The organism is Citrobacter sp. RHBSTW-01044, assembly GCF_013781945.1.
GTDB classification, from domain to species: Bacteria; Pseudomonadota; Gammaproteobacteria; order Enterobacterales; family Enterobacteriaceae; genus Citrobacter; species Citrobacter braakii.
In genome coordinates, this window is the sequence record NZ_CP056180.1 from 2,805,238 (window position 1) to 2,825,037 (window position 19,800).

Annotated in this window: 24 protein-coding genes and 2 pseudogenes; 15 read left to right on the forward strand and 11 right to left on the reverse strand. The window is 48.7% G+C overall.

Annotated features, from left to right (window positions below):
• Window positions 1–183: 183 nt before the first annotated feature.
• The 6 genes from HV352_RS13625 to HV352_RS13650 form a co-directional block, all read right to left on the reverse strand.
• Complete coding sequence (locus HV352_RS13625; RefSeq protein WP_047418085.1) at window positions 184–1,713, reverse strand: recombinase family protein; 1,530 nt, start codon at window positions 1,711–1,713, stop codon at window positions 184–186.
• A 96-nt stretch (window positions 1,714–1,809) separates the two neighbouring features.
• Window positions 1,810–2,001 carry a hypothetical protein gene (locus HV352_RS13630; protein WP_103928108.1) on the reverse strand — a complete coding sequence of 64 codons (192 nt, stop codon included), beginning with the start codon at window positions 1,999–2,001 and terminating at the stop codon, window positions 1,810–1,812.
• Between the two features lie 18 nt (window positions 2,002–2,019).
• A complete protein-coding gene (locus tag HV352_RS13635) occupies window positions 2,020–2,769 on the reverse strand; it encodes an ATP-binding protein (RefSeq protein WP_047418089.1) in 750 nt (249 codons plus the stop codon).
• A gap of 2 nt (window positions 2,770–2,771) precedes the next feature.
• Entirely contained in the window at window positions 2,772–3,644 is an 873-nt protein-coding gene (locus HV352_RS13640; RefSeq protein WP_047418093.1) for a DNA-binding protein, read from the reverse strand.
• A 149-nt stretch (window positions 3,645–3,793) separates the two neighbouring features.
• A complete protein-coding gene (locus HV352_RS13645; RefSeq protein WP_047415399.1) occupies window positions 3,794–4,333 on the reverse strand; it encodes a toxin YdaT domain-containing protein in 540 nt (179 codons plus the stop codon).
• A 2-nt stretch (window positions 4,334–4,335) separates the two neighbouring features.
• Window positions 4,336–4,569, reverse strand: coding sequence for a YdaS family helix-turn-helix protein (locus HV352_RS13650; RefSeq protein ID WP_071692470.1), 234 nt, complete (start codon window positions 4,567–4,569; stop codon window positions 4,336–4,338).
• 103 nt (window positions 4,570–4,672) lie between these two features.
• Between HV352_RS13650 and HV352_RS13655 the strand changes: the two genes are divergently transcribed.
• The 3 genes from HV352_RS13655 (at window position 4,673) to HV352_RS13665 (ending at window position 6,813) form a co-directional block, all read left to right on the forward strand.
• A complete protein-coding gene (locus tag HV352_RS13655; protein ID WP_047415397.1) occupies window positions 4,673–5,071 on the forward strand; it encodes a helix-turn-helix domain-containing protein in 399 nt (132 codons plus the stop codon).
• A gap of 34 nt (window positions 5,072–5,105) precedes the next feature.
• The gene (locus HV352_RS13660) at window positions 5,106–6,032 is read left to right on the forward strand and encodes a hypothetical protein (RefSeq protein WP_047415395.1); all 927 of its coding nucleotides are present in this window, start codon (window positions 5,106–5,108) and stop codon (window positions 6,030–6,032) included.
• Between the two features lie 526 nt (window positions 6,033–6,558).
• Window positions 6,559–6,813 (forward strand): hypothetical protein, encoded by a 255-nt coding sequence (locus HV352_RS13665; RefSeq protein WP_131382545.1) that lies wholly within the window; start codon window positions 6,559–6,561, stop codon window positions 6,811–6,813.
• On the opposite strand, the gene HV352_RS13670 is transcribed toward HV352_RS13665, so the two are convergent.
• Complete coding sequence (locus tag HV352_RS13670; RefSeq protein ID WP_047415391.1) at window positions 6,777–7,046, reverse strand: hypothetical protein; 270 nt, start codon at window positions 7,044–7,046, stop codon at window positions 6,777–6,779. The genes HV352_RS13665 and HV352_RS13670 overlap by 37 nt on opposite strands.
• Window positions 7,047–7,234: 188 nt before the next feature.
• Between HV352_RS13670 and HV352_RS13675 the strand changes: the two genes are divergently transcribed.
• The 9 genes and pseudogenes from HV352_RS13675 (at window position 7,235) to HV352_RS13710 (ending at window position 13,933) form a co-directional block, all read left to right on the forward strand.
• Window positions 7,235–7,501 carry a hypothetical protein gene (locus HV352_RS13675; protein ID WP_080762984.1) on the forward strand — a complete coding sequence of 89 codons (267 nt, stop codon included), beginning with the start codon at window positions 7,235–7,237 and terminating at the stop codon, window positions 7,499–7,501.
• Window positions 7,494–7,610, forward strand: a pseudogene (locus HV352_RS23700) (hypothetical protein); the annotation flags it as partial. The gene HV352_RS13675 and the pseudogene HV352_RS23700, both read left to right, overlap by 8 nt.
• Window positions 7,603–7,764, forward strand: a complete 162-nt coding sequence (locus HV352_RS13680) for a YdaE family protein (RefSeq protein WP_047415386.1) — start codon at window positions 7,603–7,605, stop codon at window positions 7,762–7,764. The pseudogene HV352_RS23700 and the gene HV352_RS13680, both read left to right, overlap by 8 nt.
• 21 nt (window positions 7,765–7,785) lie before the next feature.
• Window positions 7,786–8,137, forward strand: a pseudogene (locus HV352_RS13685) (DNA breaking-rejoining protein).
• A gap of 125 nt (window positions 8,138–8,262) precedes the next feature.
• Complete coding sequence (locus HV352_RS13690) at window positions 8,263–11,202, forward strand: RecE family exodeoxyribonuclease (protein WP_047415381.1); 2,940 nt, start codon at window positions 8,263–8,265, stop codon at window positions 11,200–11,202.
• A gap of 11 nt (window positions 11,203–11,213) precedes the next feature.
• Window positions 11,214–12,260: a RecT family recombinase gene (locus HV352_RS13695; protein ID WP_181635476.1), complete on the forward strand. Its 1,047-nt coding sequence runs from the start codon at window positions 11,214–11,216 to the stop codon at window positions 12,258–12,260.
• Between the two features lie 39 nt (window positions 12,261–12,299).
• A complete protein-coding gene (locus HV352_RS13700; RefSeq protein WP_047415379.1) occupies window positions 12,300–12,542 on the forward strand; it encodes a DUF4060 family protein in 243 nt (80 codons plus the stop codon).
• A gap of 64 nt (window positions 12,543–12,606) precedes the next feature.
• The gene (locus HV352_RS13705; protein ID WP_072034353.1) at window positions 12,607–12,879 is read left to right on the forward strand and encodes an excisionase; all 273 of its coding nucleotides are present in this window, start codon (window positions 12,607–12,609) and stop codon (window positions 12,877–12,879) included.
• Window positions 12,848–13,933, forward strand: a complete 1,086-nt coding sequence (locus tag HV352_RS13710) for a tyrosine-type recombinase/integrase (RefSeq protein ID WP_047415377.1) — start codon at window positions 12,848–12,850, stop codon at window positions 13,931–13,933. Before HV352_RS13705 ends, HV352_RS13710 begins: the two co-directional genes overlap by 32 nt.
• A 336-nt stretch (window positions 13,934–14,269) precedes the next feature.
• Here the strand turns inward: HV352_RS13710 and HV352_RS13715 are convergent, their stop codons facing one another.
• From HV352_RS13715 to yobA, 3 genes are read right to left on the reverse strand one after another with little or no spacing between them, the layout of a single operon-like run.
• Window positions 14,270–14,608, reverse strand: a complete 339-nt coding sequence (locus HV352_RS13715; RefSeq protein WP_003833793.1) for a YebY family protein — start codon at window positions 14,606–14,608, stop codon at window positions 14,270–14,272.
• 20 nt (window positions 14,609–14,628) lie between these two features.
• On the reverse strand, window positions 14,629–15,501 hold the full coding sequence (copD, locus tag HV352_RS13720; protein ID WP_049271209.1) for a copper homeostasis membrane protein CopD: 873 nt from the start codon (window positions 15,499–15,501) through the stop codon (window positions 14,629–14,631).
• A 3-nt stretch (window positions 15,502–15,504) separates the two neighbouring features.
• Entirely contained in the window at window positions 15,505–15,879 is a 375-nt protein-coding gene (yobA, locus tag HV352_RS13725; protein WP_131381113.1) for a CopC domain-containing protein YobA, read from the reverse strand.
• 143 nt (window positions 15,880–16,022) lie between these two features.
• On the opposite strand from yobA, the gene HV352_RS13730 reads away from it, so the two are divergent.
• From HV352_RS13730 to exoX, 3 genes are all read left to right on the forward strand, one after another.
• Complete coding sequence (locus HV352_RS13730; protein ID WP_003034925.1) at window positions 16,023–16,253, forward strand: DNA polymerase III subunit theta; 231 nt, start codon at window positions 16,023–16,025, stop codon at window positions 16,251–16,253.
• Window positions 16,254–16,359: 106 nt separating this feature from the next.
• Window positions 16,360–17,016: a carbon-nitrogen hydrolase family protein gene (locus tag HV352_RS13735; protein WP_049271204.1), complete on the forward strand. Its 657-nt coding sequence runs from the start codon at window positions 16,360–16,362 to the stop codon at window positions 17,014–17,016.
• Window positions 17,017–17,039: 23 nt separating this feature from the next.
• Window positions 17,040–17,702 carry an exodeoxyribonuclease X gene (exoX, locus tag HV352_RS13740; protein WP_016152773.1) on the forward strand — a complete coding sequence of 221 codons (663 nt, stop codon included), beginning with the start codon at window positions 17,040–17,042 and terminating at the stop codon, window positions 17,700–17,702.
• On the opposite strand, the gene ptrB is transcribed toward exoX, so the two are convergent.
• Window positions 17,684–19,759, reverse strand: a complete 2,076-nt coding sequence (gene ptrB / locus HV352_RS13745; protein WP_181634819.1) for an oligopeptidase B — start codon at window positions 19,757–19,759, stop codon at window positions 17,684–17,686. The two genes, exoX and ptrB, sit on opposite strands and share 19 nt — an antisense overlap.
• Between the last annotated feature and the right edge of the window lie 41 nt (window positions 19,760–19,800).

Below are 19,800 nucleotides of genomic sequence, written 5' to 3' on the forward strand. Positions count from 1 at the left end.
ACGAAAACCCGTTCTGACCTTGATTTATATGGCTACCTCAGTGCCTGAACGGGGGTTTGGTTTAGTCATGCCTTATGGAGAATCATTCAGGTAAGTGAATCTCTCCAGCTACATTGCAAATGGTAAGAATGCAGTTTATCGATAAAGTGCGCACACGTTATTAGATATGTGTTTATTAAAACGCTAAAAGTAAACAGTGTTTTCATCCATATACTTCAATGTTGAAATAATACTGTCCGCACGACATCTCTTACTGAGTGGGAAATTTTTGAAAACAAGACCATTTGTAAAATAAATGTCACATTGTTTCGTCTCAGTATCTATATAGACCTCCCTAAATGATTTAAAGGCAAGTCGCCTGCATACCTCCCTATCTTCTTTTAGTGACAAGTTTAGTTCTTTACTCCCGCGACTTTTATCCTTCTTAGCTTTATTTTTCAAAACCTTGATTGTAGTTTCGATTTTCTTTAACTTACGGTCCAGTTCACGAACTTTACCAGCCAAAACATTTACTTCAGGGGCTATTGTAAGTGCCTGTACGAGACTGTTTATTTGAAGCTGTAAATCAATGCTATTTTTTTCTAATGTTTCCTGCAAACTTACCTGATTTGACTCAATCTGTAACTTATCAAAATTGAAAAGTATCTCTTCAATCAGATTAACATCGACAAGTTCTCTTTTAATCGATGGACTCTTACACCGATGAAGCCTTCTCATAGGGCATACATAATAACCCTTTCCAGACTTACTAACTGCAGTGATAATCATGGTATTCCCACAACATTTACACTTCATCACGGTTCGCAGCAGGTTTATAAGATATGGGTTACCGCTGTGAGAGTTGTAACCGAATGGAGACAATCGCACCTCCTGAACAGCATAAAATTCATCATCAGTAAGGACTTTTGGGTAATAATCAATTATTTCATTAACGCCTTTTGCACGTCCTCTATATGTTGGTCTGCAAATACCAATAAGCGCTTTGTTACCAAGGATTTTTTCGATGACAGAGGGACTCCACTCACCAGGGGTACCAGTCATATTTTCAATCAACCTGTCATTAAGATATTTAGTAATAGCTGTCAGAGATTTATTTTCTTTACGTAACGAAAAAATTTTCTTAATCACCTTCACCTTTGATTCTATCACTTCAAAATGACTGTAGTCAGGACTAACTCTTAACCAGCGTGGACATGCTTTTGTCATTATCCTACCGTTTAACTCGGCCTCATCCCTTTTCTTTTTCCAAGAGAGTTTCACCCTACTTGATTTTATTTCGCTCTCTTCATTAGCTCTCTGAGCAATTAGAATTGCTTTGATGAGTGCATAGGGGTCATCGAGCGATGCCTCAGAATATTGGGTGTTATCACTAAGTGTGATGACATCAATACCACATTTTAAGATATATTTTAGTCTTTCTGTAGCCTCTCCGATTTTCTCTCGAGAAAGCCGGTCCAAACTTTCAACGAGTAAAACTGTACCAGGAATGATAACCCCATTCTCCAGAGCATCAATAAACTCACTAAATGCACCTTCTCTGGCATGTTTCCCCTTATAAGCACTTAAACCCAAATCTTCATATGTAGTTGGGTCAAGAGTATATTGCGGGTTATTTTTAAGCCAATCATCTATTAGTTTTTTCTGTCTCCTTAATGAATCCCCTTTGTCCTGATTTGCTGACGAGAAACGCATGTAAGCAATGGCCTTTTTCATATATACCTCATTTTCAATGTACACACTCTATAAGACCATTAACTTTTAATTTCTGATGAAATTTTCCAGAATTTTACGATGTAAAATATCTTATTCTTACCAACCATGATAATAGACCGGGTGATGTGGCTCGCCAGCTCGTATAACTACTGCCCTACGTACCAGGTGAAGCAGCAGGTTGTGTGCCTTCTTACTGTCGCATCCCAGCAGATTCTTAACCTGTCGCGGCGTGATGGTCTGGTTAACCCGAAGAAAATCGACAATTGCCCACAGTGATTTGCTTGCCATAGTGATTTTCCCTCGAGGTTATTTAACGACCCGGAGATGGCTAACGTTTTTGCGGTAGCTACCCCAGTCAAAGTTCACCCACATCCCGCCATCCATTTGAAGACGGTCGATAACCCGCGCACCCAACGCCCCGAGAAGCTCGTCGTGGTTCAGGTTTGTCAGGATCCCTACCGGACGCATCGACGACAGGCGACGGTCGATAACCTGATTCAGAATGACTTTCTCGCCGTTACTTCCACGCTGAATACCGACTTCATCCAGCACCAGCAGATCGACTTTGCAGAGATCGTCCAGCAACGCAGCCTCTGATTGACCACCGTCGTAGCACTCGCGAACGCGCAGCATCAGGTCAGGGATAGTTACTACCAACACTGATTGGCCACCAGACAGGAGATGATTTCCGATCGCTGCCGCCAGATGGTTTTTCCCAGTACCAGGACCACCACTGAACACGAAGCTCGCAAAGCCGACCCCAAAGTTCTGCGCGTAGCTCTTTGCCATCGTGAAGGCTTTACGCTGCCCTTCCCCGGATACCTGGTAATTCGCGAACGTGCAGCTGCGGTGCAGGCTTTGAATTCCTGAGCGACCGAAAATTTTCTCTGTCCGGGCTTTCTGATTCGCCCTGTCCAGTTCTTCACACCGCTTCAAGCCCTCTTCCCGTTGCCAGGCCAACAACTCTGCTGCACTGGTGAACTTCGGCTGAACGCCAGGTGGAATGAGTTTTCTAAGGCGCTCGAGAGCATTTCCGGTACAAACCATGTTTTTCATCGTCACCCCCTAAATCCGGCCGGAATCGCTTTATCTGGCTGAGAAATTTTGTTCGGATCCCTTTTTCCATCTGGCTTCGCTAAAGACCACGACTCTTCGTAGTGCTTTGAGGGGCCAAAAAACGTGGATGCCTGTTTCACAAACTCGGTGTTAAGTTTTCCAGCGGCAGTTACGTAATCCGCGTATCGCCGAACACCATCGGTAAGCTCCTGAACTGTTGCTCCGGATTTAATACGTGCAGTCCAGGCTTTGAACGCATCAGCCTTGCTGTTACCACCGGCGCGTTTTGGGTATTCCTGCCACGCCAGTTCAAAATCATCCGGATAAGTATTTTTCCCTCGGGGTGTGGCGGCGCCATGCCCCAAAATATCTTTATCCTGATCTTGTTCCTGATCCTGTTCCTGATCTTGGCTTCGTAGCCCCTTCGAAGCCCCTTCGGAAATTTGGCGCGATTCACGTTTTAAATTAAGGTGAAAATCCGTTTTATAACGTTCATAAAATAATGATAAAAAAGGGTTTTCAGGTAATGACACATACTCATTCCTGACACCAGCACAACGGTTATCCCCTGGCTTCAGTGATCGACCAACCTGATAAGCGGCCATTTCATGCACCCAAACCATCTCAGTGTCCTCGTCATAGCTACAAAATCCCGCTTCAATGGAGCTTTTTAGCCCCTTCGAAGCCCCTTCCAAGCCCAGACCTGTTTCATGGGCTATGTACAGAATTGGCAGGTAATACAACCCGAGCATATTTGCGTGTGGCGAGGTCATCAGATAGAACGAAACCACCTGCGCCTCCGCGCCTTGTTTCCTCAGTTCACGGCCTGTTTTTCCAAGCCAGAACTGAGGCGCAACGGTTGCGTAATCACGCATAAAAACCTCTTAATCGCTAAAGTGGTGGCCCATCTATCTTTCTGAAGGCTGATTTTTCTGACATAATTTCCTCGCAATGAGTCCACAACGAATTGCACCTGAAAGCCGTTGGTGTTCGCGCACCACGGCTTTCGCCATTTTTGAACCGGTCATATAGCCCCCAGCATCATCTGCACCATTTCCATCAGCGGACCGGTTAAGCCAGGGTCAACGCGGTACATCTCCACGATCCCCTCGCTCAACTCTTTCAGCTTCTGATGACGTGGAGCATCCATCGCGACGGCTATCTTCGCTTCGCTGGTTTCTTTCTCCAGCCGAGCCAGACGAGCCATAACGTTGTCTTCTGGTAGCAGGCGATTGCGGAACTCGAGCGGCAGAACAGCAAGAATTGCCGGAGTCAACTGACGAACGTTCTCGCGGTACCGCTCGCTGTTGAAATGGTTATCGAGAAAGCGGAAAAGCTTCTGACGCTGTCGGCTGAGATCGCCAGGGAAAGTAATCTCGTCACCACCCTTCGCCCGGTACTCTTCGATTATCAGAGCCGTAACTACGTCCTGGCCATCTACACCCGCCCACGCACGAACGGCATCGCGGATCTGGTCATGTTTATCTACCGAGACAGGTTGATTGCGATTTATCATCGCAGCCGGTTGATATCCGCTATTTTGATGAAGTGATAGTGATTGCATTGTTATGCCCTCGCTTCCTGAACTGGTAATCCATCCGTAGGGTTGAGGTACAAATCAGGGCGTAACTCATGTGGAGTTACACCTGTAGCATTGAAAATAGGAATGACACGGTTAGCCGGTACGAATCCATTATCACGGTGACGCCAGTGACTGACCGTCATTGGAGATACATTGAGCTTTTCTGCTAAACGGGTTGCACCCCCTACGATGCATATTGCTTTATCAAGTGCTTTCATATTTGGCTCCAAGTAATAACAAACCAAATTAAACATTATGTTTATGCTCAAGTCAACATTATGAATGTTGAGGCGATAAACTTTTAGTTTAGAATCTTGATATATGAGAAAAAACACACACCAAACAGATAACCCGCAGGTTCGGCGGTTAAATGAAATCATCGAGAAAAAGCGCATATCCAAAGCGGATATAGCGAGAATCTGTGGTGTGAGCGCACAATCAGTCAACAACTGGTTTGTCAGAGGAGCGATAGGAAAAAGCTCAGCAATAAAACTTGCCGATGCGCTAGGCGTAAGTCTTGAGTGGGTTCTAGGTCAGGACGTGGATGCTAAGGACGGTTTGAGACACGACGAACGGAGACTGTTGGAACTCTATAATCAACTACCAAACGAAGAAGAACAACAGAACATGTTGCGGATCGTATCTCTGCGATTGAAAGAACTCGACGAACTGTACGCCAAGTACATGGGACGGCGGATTAAGGGTGATGTAGAACATTAAAACCCTACCACTTCAATAAGGATAACAACAAGTTATGACTGACTTTAGCAATAACGGATCCCTACAGCAAATACAGTTATTTCCGGTGGTAGAGGTTGTTTCAGATGATATGCCAATGGGTGTGCTTAACGATGGCACCCCTTATCTGACTTTGTATGGGTTAGCTAAGTTATGCGGAATTGACGATACACCTCTAAGGGTTTTCACATCTAACTGGGAAACCGAAAAACATAAACCTCGTGGGCAAAAAGTATCTAGTTACCTTGCATCTCGTGGATTTAGCGATCTAGATCGACTGTACACCAGAGTAGTGAACTCTGTTGGGGTTGAAACCCATGCATATCCAGATTATGTTTGCATGGCGATTTTAAGATATTATGCCTTTGATGCTAATAACTTTGACAACAGCACCGCAGTCGATAATTTCGTTAGACTTGCTGAATATACGCTTAAGAGAATGATTTATGAGCGTTCTGGTTATCAGCAACAAAACACTGAGGTAATAAGTGAATCCTGGAATGTGTTTCAACAACGCATAATCGCAAATGACAGCATTCCTATTGGATATTTCTCGATATTCAGAGAAATGGCTGACCTCACTGTGCGGCTCATAAATAGCGAGTTCAAACTAGATCCCCACTCCATTCCTGACATAAGCGTTGGCCAGAGATGGGCGAAGTATTGGAAGGAAAACAACTTAGCTGAAACTCACGGGGAAAGGACTCTGCACCCACACAATTACCCAGATGATTTCCCGCAAAGCAAAGGTACACAGAAAGAGGCGTACATCTACCCAAACTCAGCATTGGGCATATTTAGAGACTGGCTTTACACTGTCTATGTGAACATTCATTTGAAATCTTATCTCGCAAATAAAGTCCAACAGAGAGCACTTCCAGCACCTCAGGCAGAAAAAATTATTTTAGCTCTTCAAAAGCCTACACTTCCTAAACCCCATTAACGAGTTTTTCTTACCCGGCCACCGTGCCGGGTTTCTTTTACCTACCCCTTTCGCATTTCCTCAGCTGCAAACCTGAATACCTGTCGCCAAAAAGCGTTCTGCTCAATATCCCCCAGTGACTCCAGCATTGAAATGATCGCCTCAGTAGTTGGCGCGTCTCCATGTGATATCAGATTCAGCGTCGCTCTACCTACCGCCTGACATACATCGTTGTAACCCACGTAAAACTTTTCCATATCGCACCCTCATCGAGGTTTTTATAACCACAAAATAGACCACAAAACATGCTACGCGTGCCAACTCGCGCAACCAATTAAACTTTTTGTTTATACAAAAACACTCACTATGTTGACACGCAACTAAACATTGTGTTTAATTACTCCATCAACACAACCACCGAGGCAGGACGCCCACGAAGTAGCCGTCCGGGGCATACGAAGACCGGAATGAGGTGATGAGATTAACGCGCAGTAGGTTTGAAACGTTCCGCCAGCCTGGCGACAAGGGCAAACACAGGAGATGTGAGATGGATAAATCAAAAGCTGTGTTGGAAGTGTCTGTGAAAGCGGTGGAGTTCATTCAGGCCGAACTGAGAGCGGCTGGATTAAAGGGAGATGAATTTAGTGACATTGCGGAATGTTTAATGGCGGCTGCAAACTCGAGCCGCCGGGAGTTGCTGGAACAGGCAAAAAATCCAGCTTCGTTCTCCGATAGAAGGGAGTTAAGCGATGCGGCCAGGAATGTTTATTCTTCCTTGTCAAATATCCCAGGAAATAAGTGAGGCATCTCGCGACGAACTCCCTCGAGATGCTCAAGCATGACACTGTCGTTAATCAGTTTGTGGTCATGCTCTTTAAAATCAAGGGAATTATTAATTAGTTCCTTCATTAGCTTAAGTTGTGCCGGGGTTTGAATAAACAAAAGAGCCTTAATCACAAATCGATGAGCTGTAAGTTGCTCCTCGTGATGCTTAATAACCTCAGTAATGCGGGTTAATTCGATTGAGTTGCTCATAGGTTTCCTTGCTGGCTGTGTGAGAACTACCAGCATGCCACTGAGACTGAAGTGGATAAAAGACAGGCACATAAGAGTGGGTTTCGCGGTGGTGAATTGCAGAGTTAAAACGCTCAACCGTGAAGATCAGCGCCGCGGCGCCACCAGCGAAGTTCACTGAGTTCCAGAAACAACGTATCGAGGGTGAGATGAAAGACCCACTGAGACTAGCCACAAAATACGCAGGATTCGCAAGCATAGAAGCAGAGCTTTTATCTGGATTAGAAAATCTTGAACTGGTTCGTTCAGCAGTAATGTCCGCTATTGAGAACATGAACTACCAAGACAAAGATACAGTTCTCGAAGCTCTATCTCTTGTTAAACGTTTCATGCATCAACAACGCGATATTTCACGTAGCGAGATTCAAAAAATACGCGGCGTTCTCTCTGGAGAACTGGAGTCATACGATGATTGATTTCGCACGCAAACCAGTCCGGCAGCAGGCCGTAATGCTGAATTGTATTGAGGTGTTTTTACGTAAGCTGTGCTACCTGCTGGCACAGAAGGGGGATCCGGATGCTTGAGAAGAAATGCGGTTATTGCAGGAAGCCGGTTAAACCGGAAGAAGTAATCAAAAGCACCCTTCTCTATCGCAACGGCTCACAGCTGGCGCACAAAGAGAAAGAGTATTGCTCCAGACGTTGCGCTTCGCACGACCAGATGGCGCACGAAGGCTAAATAGCAGTTCCTAAATATGAAATCAAAAATTCGCCATTAGTTTGGCGTAGATTCTTACACCCTAAATAAACCAACAGGAATAATTATGCAAATCGTAAAAATCGAATTAAATCTGAAAGCAGTAAATAAAGAAATCGCATTATTCAACTGCGAAAAGAAAGTGTCTGGCGTTATTCACTCAGCCCAAAACGGTGAAACAACCGTCGTTCTCGATGGCGGCTATGTGCTCGGTCAGTTCGATTGCCCTCACTGTGCAGTAACAGCTATTTCACTACTTGCGGTTCAGGTAAACGATGGCGATAAGGCCGGGTTTGGTAACTACCGCAGCTACAAACTCGATTACTCAGAAAGAGTTTTCATCACCGTTCATTAAGAAAACGCCCACCGAAGCGGGCGTGCCCTGTCCGGTCCAACCGACCAAAGCGTACCGGACATAACAACCTGATATATCGGGGTGCTTTAAGGCACCTCCATTCTACACGAATCGAGGATAAAGTGATGAGTGGAACTAATCCTGTATTTTTAGTCCGCAGAGCAAAAAAACAATCCGGTAATAAAGATGCGGTGCTCTGGTGCAGCGATGATTTTGAGGCTGCAAATGCAACGCTGGATTATTTGTTGATTAAAACCGGCGCAAAGCTGAAAGATTATTTTAAAGCTGTTGCCACTAATTTCCCTGTCGTTAACGAGTTGCCCCCAGAAGGCGAACTCAGCTTAACGTTTTGTGATTTCTACCGCCTCAGCGACGACAACATGACATGGGAACAAATCCCCGGCGTTACGTTGCCCTCTTCTGATGCTGCCGCCGAAGCACGTCAGCATATCGTTAACGGCGTGGATACCAAAACCGGCGAAATCCTCGGGGAAAACGCAGGTGCTGTTGACAGCAAGAGCACAGGTAATACTTCGACGCCTGCTCTCACTGTTATCGCCACCATGCCTTTCCGTCATCGAGTTCTGGCTCAGTTCATTGGTGTTGGTGAGTATCTCTATCACGTCGATGCCGCGCAGAAAAAAGAAATCGTTGGCCTCGAAATGGATACTGATGAATCGTACATCCAGAATCTGCTGCTGGCCGCTGAAAACGTTGAAGACTTTAAAAAAGCCATCGAGCACGATATTCATAAAGCAGTCAATGCTGTTAAAAAAGCATTCCCTGTCGATGGAAAAATCCCTGAACTCGCGACCTTAATTCAGTTTTTGAAATTGTGGTTCGCTACAGATCATATTGACCGCGGTATCCTTGTTCGCGAATGGGCTGCAGGTAATCGCATCAGTAGCGTGCAGCGTACTGATTCCGGCACCAATGCCGACGGCGGTTACGTCACTGACCGTGGACCTGATGCACACCACACCCTTGACACTCTCGATTTAGAGATTGCCTGTGCCCTTCTGCCTATGGACTTCAACCACTTCGAGATCCCGGGCAGCATTCTTCGTCGCGCTAAAGAAATCGTGACCAAAAAAGAAGAACCGTGGAAATCATGGAGCAGCATTCTGCGCAATCAGCCTGGCGTTCTTGGCGTTAACCGCACGGCTATTTTTAATCTGGTACGTATCGCGCCGGAAAATATTCATCTCACTCCTGTCGCTCACCTGGAATTTGTTAACCAGACCATGACAGCCGCGTTCAATTCCGCGGTCGAGTTATTGCCATTGCATGAAGCCGAACCCGCAACACAGGGAATTCTCCAACCTGAAAGTAAGGAGCCTCCGCGCAAATCCTTCTGCACTCACGAAGAGAACCTGCAACGCGTGCGTGAAGAAGGAGCACGTCGCCGCGCAGAGGAAGCGACAGCACAACCGCAGAAAGTCGAACAAGAACTGGTTAAAAATGTCGGCAACGGAATATTCGACGTTACGGCTTTGCTTCAGAATTCAGCAACTCATGGCACGAAAAAGGCTACGGAGACCACCAGCGATGTGCAGGTTCAAGAAACTGTCAGTGATGAAAAACAGGCTGGTGATGAAGTGCAGTCAGGCGAAAGCAGTCTGGAAACTGGTGAAGAGTCACATACCAGCCAGCAGGCCGATGTAAACCAGAATACGGATTCTGTCGCCCAAAATAGCGATTCTGTAAACCAGACTGAACCAGTTTTGGCGCAAACCGAGCCAGAAGCGCAATCTGACGAACCAGCTGTTGTTTACCCTGCTTACTTCGAGCCAGGCCGCTATGAAGGTCTGCCGAACGAGGTTTATCACGCGGCCAACGGTATCAGCTCTACCCAGGTGAAAGACGCACGTGTTTCGCTGATGTACTTCAATGCGCGCCACGTAGATAAAACCATTATCAAAGAACGCTCTTCTGTACTGGATATGGGTAACCTGGTGCATGCACTGGCGTTGCAGCCAGAGCAGCTCGATGAAGAATTTAGCGTTGAACCCATAATTCCGGAAGGCGCATTTACCACCACGGCAACGATCCGCGCGTTTATTGATGAGTACAACGCCAGCCTGCCAGCGCAACTGAGTGCAGACGACATCAAAGCTTTGTTAGAGGAATACAACGCCACTTTGCCTGCACAGGTGCCGCTGGGTGGTTCAGCCGAGGAAACCGGCCAGAGCTATATGTCGCTGCCCGAAGAGTACCAGCGTATCGAAGCGGATCAGAAACAGACCGCTGCGGCGATGAAAGCCTGCATCAAGGAATACAACGCCACTCTGCCTGCACAGGTGAAAACCAGTGGTAGCCGCGATGCATTACTCGAGCAGTTGGCAATCATCAATCCTGACCTTGTTGCACAGGAAGTGCAAAAGCAGGCGCCGCTTAAAGTGTCCGGTACCAAAGCAGATCTGATTCAGGCCGTGAAGTCTGTTAATCCGGACGCCGTCTTCGCCGACGAGCTGTTGGATGCGTGGCGCGAGAATCCGCATGGGAAAGTGCAGGTCACCCGCCAGCAACTGAGCACTGCACTGAGCATTCAGAAAGCCCTGCTCCAGCACCCGACCGCGGGCAAGCTACTGACACACCCGAGCCGCGCAGTAGAAGTCAGCTACTTTGGCTTCGACGACGAAACCGGTCTGGAAGTCCGTGTGCGCCCGGATCTGGAAATCGACCTTGACGGGATGCGCATCGGCGCCGACCTGAAAACCATCAGCATGTGGAACATTAAGCAGGAAGGCCTGCGCGCCAAGTTGCACCGCGAAATCATCGACCGTGACTACCACCTGAGCGCGGCAATGTATTGCGAGACCGCAGCACTGGACCAGTTCTTCTGGATTTTCGTCAACAAAGACGAGAACTACCACTGGATTGCCATCATCGAGGCCTCCGCCGAACTGCTGGAACTGGGCATGCTCGAGTACCGCAAGGCGATGCGCGCTATCGCTACCGGCTTTGACACTGGCGAATGGCCAGCGCCGATCACCGCTGATTACACCGACGAACTGAACGACTTCGACCTGCGCCGCCTTGAAGCGCTGCGCACTCAGGCATAAGGGGAATGATGATGGAAAAGACCAACGTTGCAGTTGTTGAACATAACGAACCGAACACGATGAATAACACATCCCTGCTTCTGAATATCGACGTCATGGATCGCATGATGAAGCTAGCAGAGGTGATGTCTCAGGGCGTAGCGACAGTACCGAAACATCTACAGGGAAGACCTTCTGATTGCCTGGCAATAATAATGCAGGCCGCTCGTTGGGGTATGGACCCATTTGTTGTAGGACAGAAAACACACCTAGTTAACGGGGCTCTGGGTTATGAAACACAGCTTTACAACGCTTTAATCACCAGCTCCAAAGTTGTACACGGGCGCTTTAAATACGAGTACGGCGGCGAGTGGGAAAAAATTGTTGGCAAAAATGACGGGCGTGATGAATCAGGTTTGTTTGTTCGTGTCGGAGCAGTCCTTCGAGGCGAGACAGAGGTGACCTGGGGAGAGCCAATTTACCTTGCTGATATTACTACGCGAAATTCCCCTTTGTGGAAAACCGCACCTAAACAGCAAATAGGTTATTTGGCCGTCAAGTATTGGGCGAGGACTTACTGCCCTGAAGTCACAATGGGTGTTTATGACAGAGAAGATCTGGAACAACGAACAGAGCGCGAAATTAACCCTGCACCAATACAACGAATGAGCGCTGCTGAAATAGCAGGTGACACCGTCACAACCACGCAGAGCGCGCAGGAGTCGTCGGTAAATATCGACTCACTGGCTGATGATTTCCGCGAGCGTATAGATGCCGCACAGGATGTTGATAGCGCCAAAGCGCTGCGCGCTGATATCGAAAGCGCGAAGGTTACGCTGGGTTCAGCCCTGTTCACTGAGCTGAAGAACAAGGCGGTGAAACGTTATTACCTGGTTGATTCACGTAACAAGGTTGAGGCAGCGATCAACTCCCTACCGTCTCCGGACGAACCGGATGCAGCTGAACGGTTTGGGGAAGTTGAGCGAGTTCTTGCAACGGTGAAACGTCATCTAGGCGACGAGCTGCACGATCAGTTCAGCATCACCCTGGCGGATATGAAACCGGAATACGTGGCCTAAGGGAGGCGGGAGGCTTCGCCCTCCCACTGAGGAGATGTAATGCGACTGATTAACCGAGCCAATCAGCAATCCCCATTAGCGCGTCAGGCATGCGACATAGCACTGGCCACTCATGCAGAACGTTACGGCGACTATGGCCGCAGCAAGATGAAAGAGACGTACACGGTGAGAGTTGAAGGCGTAAAAGTCTGGGTTGAGGTAGTTAACCGTAAGGCGAGCTACGTGGCCACGGCAATGACAGGTATGCGCCGGTTGCGCGCGCTGCCAGGTCAGGTGAGTTGATAACGATATTTCATTAACAGTTTTCCGGCAGCTCTATAATAAGTTGCCGGAAGCCGGAGGTAGTATGGCCAAGCTTCTTAATCTGCTGGAATGGGCGAATTCAACTTATTCAACCCCTCCGTCTCTTTCAACACTTCGCCGCTGGGCGCGGGAGGGGCGCATTTTCCCTGCCCCGGAGCTTCACGGCAAAGAATATAAGGTTCAGCCTGACGCCATCTATGTGGATCCGAGCAAAAAGAACCTTCGTCACAAAGCAAAACACCTAGCGCTGCCAACTGGCGGCACTCTACTGGAGAGACTGACTCATGGCGAAAAGGCCAGTTCGTTACGACGCTAACCTGCCCCGTAACCTGACCTATCGTAAAAGAGACAGGCTTTATAGCTGGCGAAACCCGATTACCGGTCAAGAGTTATCTCTTGGCCGGATCGACAGAAAGGACGCCATTTCTCAGGCCATCGAAGCCAATAACTACATCGAACAGAATTACCTTCCGTCAGCGCTGCTGGACCGCATAAAGGAAACACCCACATTTACGGTGAAAGCGTGGCTTGAGCGTTACGAAGTAATTCTTGAGCGAAGAGAATTGAAGCCCAACACGATGAAGGTCAGGCGTAACCAGATCGCCACTATCAGTGATGAATTCGGACGTATGCCGCTATCTGCTGTCAGCACGAAGGACGTATCTTCTTTTCTTGAGAGTTACATACTCTGTGACAAGAAGAGCATGGCCTCCGGACTGCGTTCGGTGTTGTTGGATATTTTCAGGGAAGCGATTGTCGAAGGGCATATTGAAAGGAACCCGGCAGAGCCGACAAGAACGCCGACACCAAAAGTGAAGCGTGAGCGTCTTTTGCTTGAACAGTTTGAGATAATAAGAGATGCCGCAACAACCCATTCCGAATGGGCTGCAAATGCATGTGACCTTGCACTTGTCACCGGACAAAGAAGAGAGGACGTATCGTTGTTCAGATTCAGCGATATCAGGGATGGAAGGTTGTTTGTCACGCAGGAAAAGACAGGTCACAAATTGGCGTTGCCACTTGATTTGCGACTGGACTCTGCTGATTTGGTACTGCAGGATGTTATCGACCGTTGTCGTAAAAACAACCCGTCAGACTTCATGATTTATTCTTCGGTAAGGCGTGGCGGTAGGAAGCCAGGTCCGTTAACTCCGGACGGAATCACTCAAGCGTTTTCCGATATCAGGGATTCTACAGAGTTAAAGTTTGGCCCCAACCCTCCTCCGTTCCATGAAATCAGGAGTTTGGCGAGTAGACTCTATGAAAGGGAGCGCGGAGAGGATTTCGCACAGAGGCTGCTGGGGCATAAAAATTTAACAATGACCAAAAAATACCTGGACGCACGTGGTGCAGAATATGTTATGGTTTAGACAGGATATGGAAATTTCGAGTAATTTTCGTGGGATTTCGTGAAAGCACCGAAAAAACCCAACGAAAACAAGAATATAAAAAGAGACCGAATACGATTCCTGTATTCGGTCCAGGGAAATGGCTCTTGGGAGAGAGCCGTGCGCTAAAAGTTGGCATTAATGCAGGCTAAGTTACCCTGCCATTTAAGAATAGATGACAGCGCCAGGTTTTCCAGTCCGCGACTAAAGTGGCCTGAAAAAAAGGACGATTGTCACACATCCAAACGTAAAAACCGCAAGTTCTCCTGAGAGAGCCTTGCGGTTTTTTATTGGAAATCAGAACGCTACATCTGACAATTAGCAGAGCTTTTCTGCACGCTCCACAAACGGTGCGAGGCTCATTTTTTCGCCCGGTTTCGCCGGGTCGTCAATCTGGATAATCTCGATTGGCTTCGCCGTAGTTTTCCCACTCTCTACCTGCTGTCTGGCAACATCATTCAATGGGTATTGCACCAGCGTACTGGGATTGATGACATACAGCGCGTTACCTGGACGGCAGGTCAGCATCACCTCTTCCCGATTAAACGCCCACTTATCCTTGCCAACCTCAAAACGGCTGACGGTGATGACCTGTGGCGCAGCCAGCGCGGCCCCTGAACTTGCCAGTAGTAATAACGAGATAATGATTTTTTTCATGCGTTTCGCCAATCCATCAATCAGAAAGGTTCGAGGGTTGCAAACAGGCTGACAATCGCCAGCACAACGGCCCCAATTCCCCATTCCAGCTTAGTCATCCAAACAAAATAGAGTGTCATACTGCGGTTATCCTGCCGCATGCGTGGTACCAGAACATACCGATTCACCAGCGCAATCGCCACCATTAGCATCACCAGAGCACCTTTTAACAAAAGCAGTTGCCCGTAAGCCATGTGCCAGGGAACAGAAAAACCAACAATAAACAGCGCATTCATGATACCGGTAAGTAAAACTCCGATAACGAAAAGATGCCCGTAGCGGGAGAAACGCATCATAGTATTGATGGCCTGTTCCCGCCAGCGGCCTTGCGCCATTTGCATACAGTAAAGTACGGGCAGCAAACCACCGAACCAGGCGGCAGCGCATACCAAATGCAAGGCGTGGTTAACCTGCTGGATTGCCCCTGCGATACCGCTATGCAGCGTCGCGTGTCCGACGCCAGCCAGCAAAATAAACTGCGCAATCGTCAGCATTAACAGCCGTCGCGGCATGCTGCGCGGTACTATAATTACCACCACCAGCGTGACCAGTGCGAGGATAATCTGCCATAACCACACGCCGCCAAACTGCGTTTGCAACACGGCGCCCCATATGTCACTAGAAATAACATCCCGCCAGCCTGAGCCCATTAAACCACCCTGGATCGCCAGCATCAGCGTCGCGCTAATAAAGCTCCACGCTGCGGCATGTCGTTGTAGACGCAAAAATCGACGCATCATTAAACGACGAACCGAAACGGGAGCCAGCCATGCGCCGTAGAGCGCACAGCCAAACACCAGCATCAACGTGGTAAAATGGATAAACCGTAGTGCAACCCAGGTAAATTCCAGCATCGGTTATTTCACGCTAAAGGTATATTGCCCCTTTGTCTTATGGCCATCCACGGAGACGACGTGCCAGTCGACAGTATATTTTCCGGCCTCAAGCGTTTGAGCAAGTGGAATAATCAGTTGTGTTTTGTCCTGTTCACTGCGTGATGCCTTGCCCGTTTTGATCTGTTCTTTGTTTGGGCCTGTCAGCGTTGCGCCGCTGAATCCCGGCTCAACACCTTCAGAGAAATTCAGCGTCAACGCCTGAGGAGATACCGCAACCTCGGCATTAGCCGCCGGGCTTTGTTTTGTCAGGTGAGCATGAGCCAGGGCGGCGGGAGTTGCCAGAACGCTGGCGAGTACGATGAGAGCGTTGCGAAGCTTAGATGCAGATGAAGCCATTTCAACTATTCCTTTTTGTTATGTCTAATCTATAGAGAATAACCTTCTACAATGATCGAGTCGAGAATCATCATTTCGGTCTTGCCATTAATGCACACTCTTAGTAACTTTGCGCGCCGAAAGACAGAGAAAAGGAGAAGCCCATGAACATCAATCTGGCCAAACTTGAGCAAGCTGAAATGGATAAGGTCAATGTTGACCTGGCCGCGGCGGGTGTCGCATTTAAGGAGCGATACAACATGCCGGTTGTTGCCGAAGTCGTTGAGCGTGAACAGCCCGAACATTTACGCGACTGGTTTCGGGAAAGACTGATCGCACATCGTCTGGCATCCGTTTCCCTTTCACGTTTACCCTACGAGCCTAAAGTTAAATAAAACTTATATTACGTTACGATTCCTTACATGATGCCTGCTACAGTATAAGTATATTCTTAATCTATACTTTAAAGATGGTTGTAGACACTATGAAAAGGAAATCATTATGTCACACTGGAAAATCGCAGCAGCACAGTACGAACCTCTTCAAACCTCAGTTACCGAACATGTCGCGCATCACCTGCAATTCATTCAGGCAGCCGCTCAATGCCAATGTGAATTGCTGGTTTTCCCCTCCCTTTCCCTGTTGGGTTGTGTTGATGAGAATGACGCGCTCCCTGCCCCACCCGATGAAGCGTTGTTAGAACCTATCGCGCATGCAGCCGTGACTTATCGCATGACGATTATTGCGGGGCTATCGGTAGAACATAACAATCGGTTCGTAAAAGGTATCGCGCTTTTCTCTCCCTGGATGACCTCCCCCTTAATGTTTCATCAGAGCCACGGGGCCTGTATCGCCAGACAGCAAAATGCCATCAGCGTTGTGGATAGCCAGCCGGAAGGTATCGATATCGACCCGGCGTACTCGCTATTCACCAGCAGTCAGTCTGTCAGTGAGCCCGAATTGCTCTCCTCCACATCTCGTCTACAGAGTTTCTCGCATAAATTTGCCATTGCGGTATTAATGGCCAATGCGCGTGGCAGTAGCGCGTTATGGGATGAGCAAGGTCGATTGATTGTTCGCGCAGACAGCGGTTCCTTACTCTTAACCGGTCAACGCACGCCACGGGGTTGGCAAGGTGATATCATTCCTTTACGCTAATCGTTTTGGGTCAGGAGCATGGCATGTTGCGCATAATAGATACAGAAACCTGTGGTCTGCAGGGAGGCATTGTTGAGATTGCTTCTGTCGATGTGGTTGACGGAAAAATAGTCAATCCCATGAGCCACCTGGTGCGTCCTGACCGCCCCATCAGCCCTCAGGCGATGGCAATTCATCGCATTACGGAAGCGATGGTGGCCGATAAGCCGTGGATTGAAGATGTCATCCCACAATATTACGGCAGCGAATGGTACGTGGCGCACAATGCAAGTTTTGATCGCCGCGTATTACCCGACATGCCCGGGGAGTGGATTTGCACCATGAAACTCTCCCGTCGTTTGTGGCCAGGAATCAAATACAGCAACATGGCGCTGTATAAATCGCGCAAACTGAGCGTGCAGACACCAGCTGGCCTGCATCATCACCGTGCCCTGTACGACTGCTACATCACCGCGGCACTGCTGATCGACATCATACAGACGTCAGGCTGGTCAGCAGAACAGATGGTCGATATTACCGGCCGTCCTGCGTTACTCACTACTTTCACTTTCGGCAAGTACCGCGGAAAACCTGTATCAGAAGTGGCTGAACGCGATCCGGGCTATCTGCGCTGGTTATTTAATAACCTCGACAGTATGAGCCCGGAGCTGCGCTTAACGCTGAAACACTATCTGGATAACGCCTGAGCAGACGCATGCCCAGGCAGAGTCCCCTGCGCCAGTCCGATCAAAAACGCGTATTCCAGGGCCACGCCTTCGTATGATTTAAAACGCCCTGATTTTCCGCCATGCCCGGAATCCATATCCGTGCAGAGTAACAGCAGACGATCGTCCGTTTTCAGCTCGCGCAGTTTTGCCACCCATTTTGCCGGTTCCCAGTATTGCACCTGGGAGTCGTGTAATCCCGTCGTAACCAGCAGATGAGGATAATCCTGCGCTGTAACATTGTCATACGGGCTGTAGTTTTTCATGTAGGTGTAATACTCTTCGTCCTGCGGATTCCCCCACTCTTCAAACTCACCGGTCGTCAGGGGAATGGACTCATCCAGCATCGTGGTCACCACATCGACAAAAGGCACCTGCGCAATGACGCCATGGAAGAGTTCCGGGCGCTCATTAATGGCAACACCCATTAACATTCCTCCGGCGCTCCCCCCCATGCCATAACACAGCGAAGGCGCGCCATAACCCATTTTTAGCAGCGCGTCGCAGACGTCGAGGTAGTCATTGAAGGTATTTTTCTTGAGCAGAAACTTACCGTCTTCGTACCACTGCTGTCCTAACTCGCCGCCGCCACGCACATGAGCAATGGCATAAACAAAGCCGCGATCCAGTAAGCTCAAGCGGCTGCTGCTGAAATCGGCGTCCATGCTGGCGCCATACGAGCCATAGCCGTAGACTAGTAACGGGTTTTTCCCTTTCAGGAAATACTTTTGATGGTAAACCAGCGAAACCGGAACCTCGGTGCCATCACGCGCGGTGATCCAGACGTGTTCGCTACGGTAGTTCGCCGCATCAAATCCTGGGACCTCCGTCTGTTTGAGTACGCGACGCTCTCCGGTGTCCATATCCAGTTCAAACAGCGTGTCCGGTGTGGTCATGGAGGAATAGCCATAACGCAGACGCGATGTCTCCGGCTCTGGATTATAGGCAAGCCATGTCACATACGCCGGATCATCAAAAGCGATACCGACCACTTCGCGCGTTTTACGATTAATCTGTCGCAGGCTGGTTAAGCCCCGCTGACGCTCTTCCACCACCAGCCAGTCTGTGAACAGCGTAAAGCCCTCCAACATGACGCTGTCGCGCGGCGGGATCAGCGTCTCCCAGGCTTGTTCATCACGCACACGGGTACGGTACAGGCCGAAGTTTTTCCCCTGCCGGTTGGAACGCAGATAAAACGTATGCTGATAGTGATCGAGACTGTACTCGTGATCTTTGCGTCGCGCTAAAAAGACTAACGGCTCGGCATCCGCCAGTTCTGCGTCAAGCAGCAAAACCTCACTGGTGGTCGCGCTGGCGATATGAATAACCACATAATGTAACGAGGTCGTTTTATGCAGACTGACATAAAACATGTCATCGGCTTCTTCATACACCAGCTCATCCAGTGATGACGGCGAGCCGACGGTATGCCGCCACACTTGATACGGGAGCAGCGTCGTTGCGTGTTTGCGCACGTAATAGAAGGTTTGCGAGTCATTCGCCCAGACCAGATCCGCTTCAACGTTTTCCAGCACTTCCGGATACCAGTTACCGCTTTGCAGATTGCGAAAACGCACGCCATATTGCCGACGAGAGAGATAATCTTCGGCCAACGCCATGATGGTGTTATCCGGAGATATCGCCAGTCCCCCCAGCGTATAAAACTCACTGTGGGCCGCGCGCTGGTTACCATCCAGCAAGGTGTCCCATTCATCCCACTCTTCACTGAAGGCAGACTGACGTTGATAAATGGCATATTCGCACCCCGGTTCATAAATATGCCGGTAGCGATAACCATTCTTCACATAGGGGGCGGAAGCATCCTGAGGCGGGATACGGTCGATAATCTCTTTCAGGACGCGATCCTGCAATGCCTGCTGCGAGGCCATAATCTGGCGGCCATACGCATTTTCTTGTTGCAGATAATCCAGCACTTCTGGCTGCGAGCGGGTGTCATCTCGCAGCCAGTAAAAATTATCAACGCGGGTATCGCCATGATTCGTCATGGCGTGGGGGATACGAGAAGCTTTTGGTAGCATGTCATTGTTCTTTTGCTTAAACATCCTATAAGGGTGGCAAA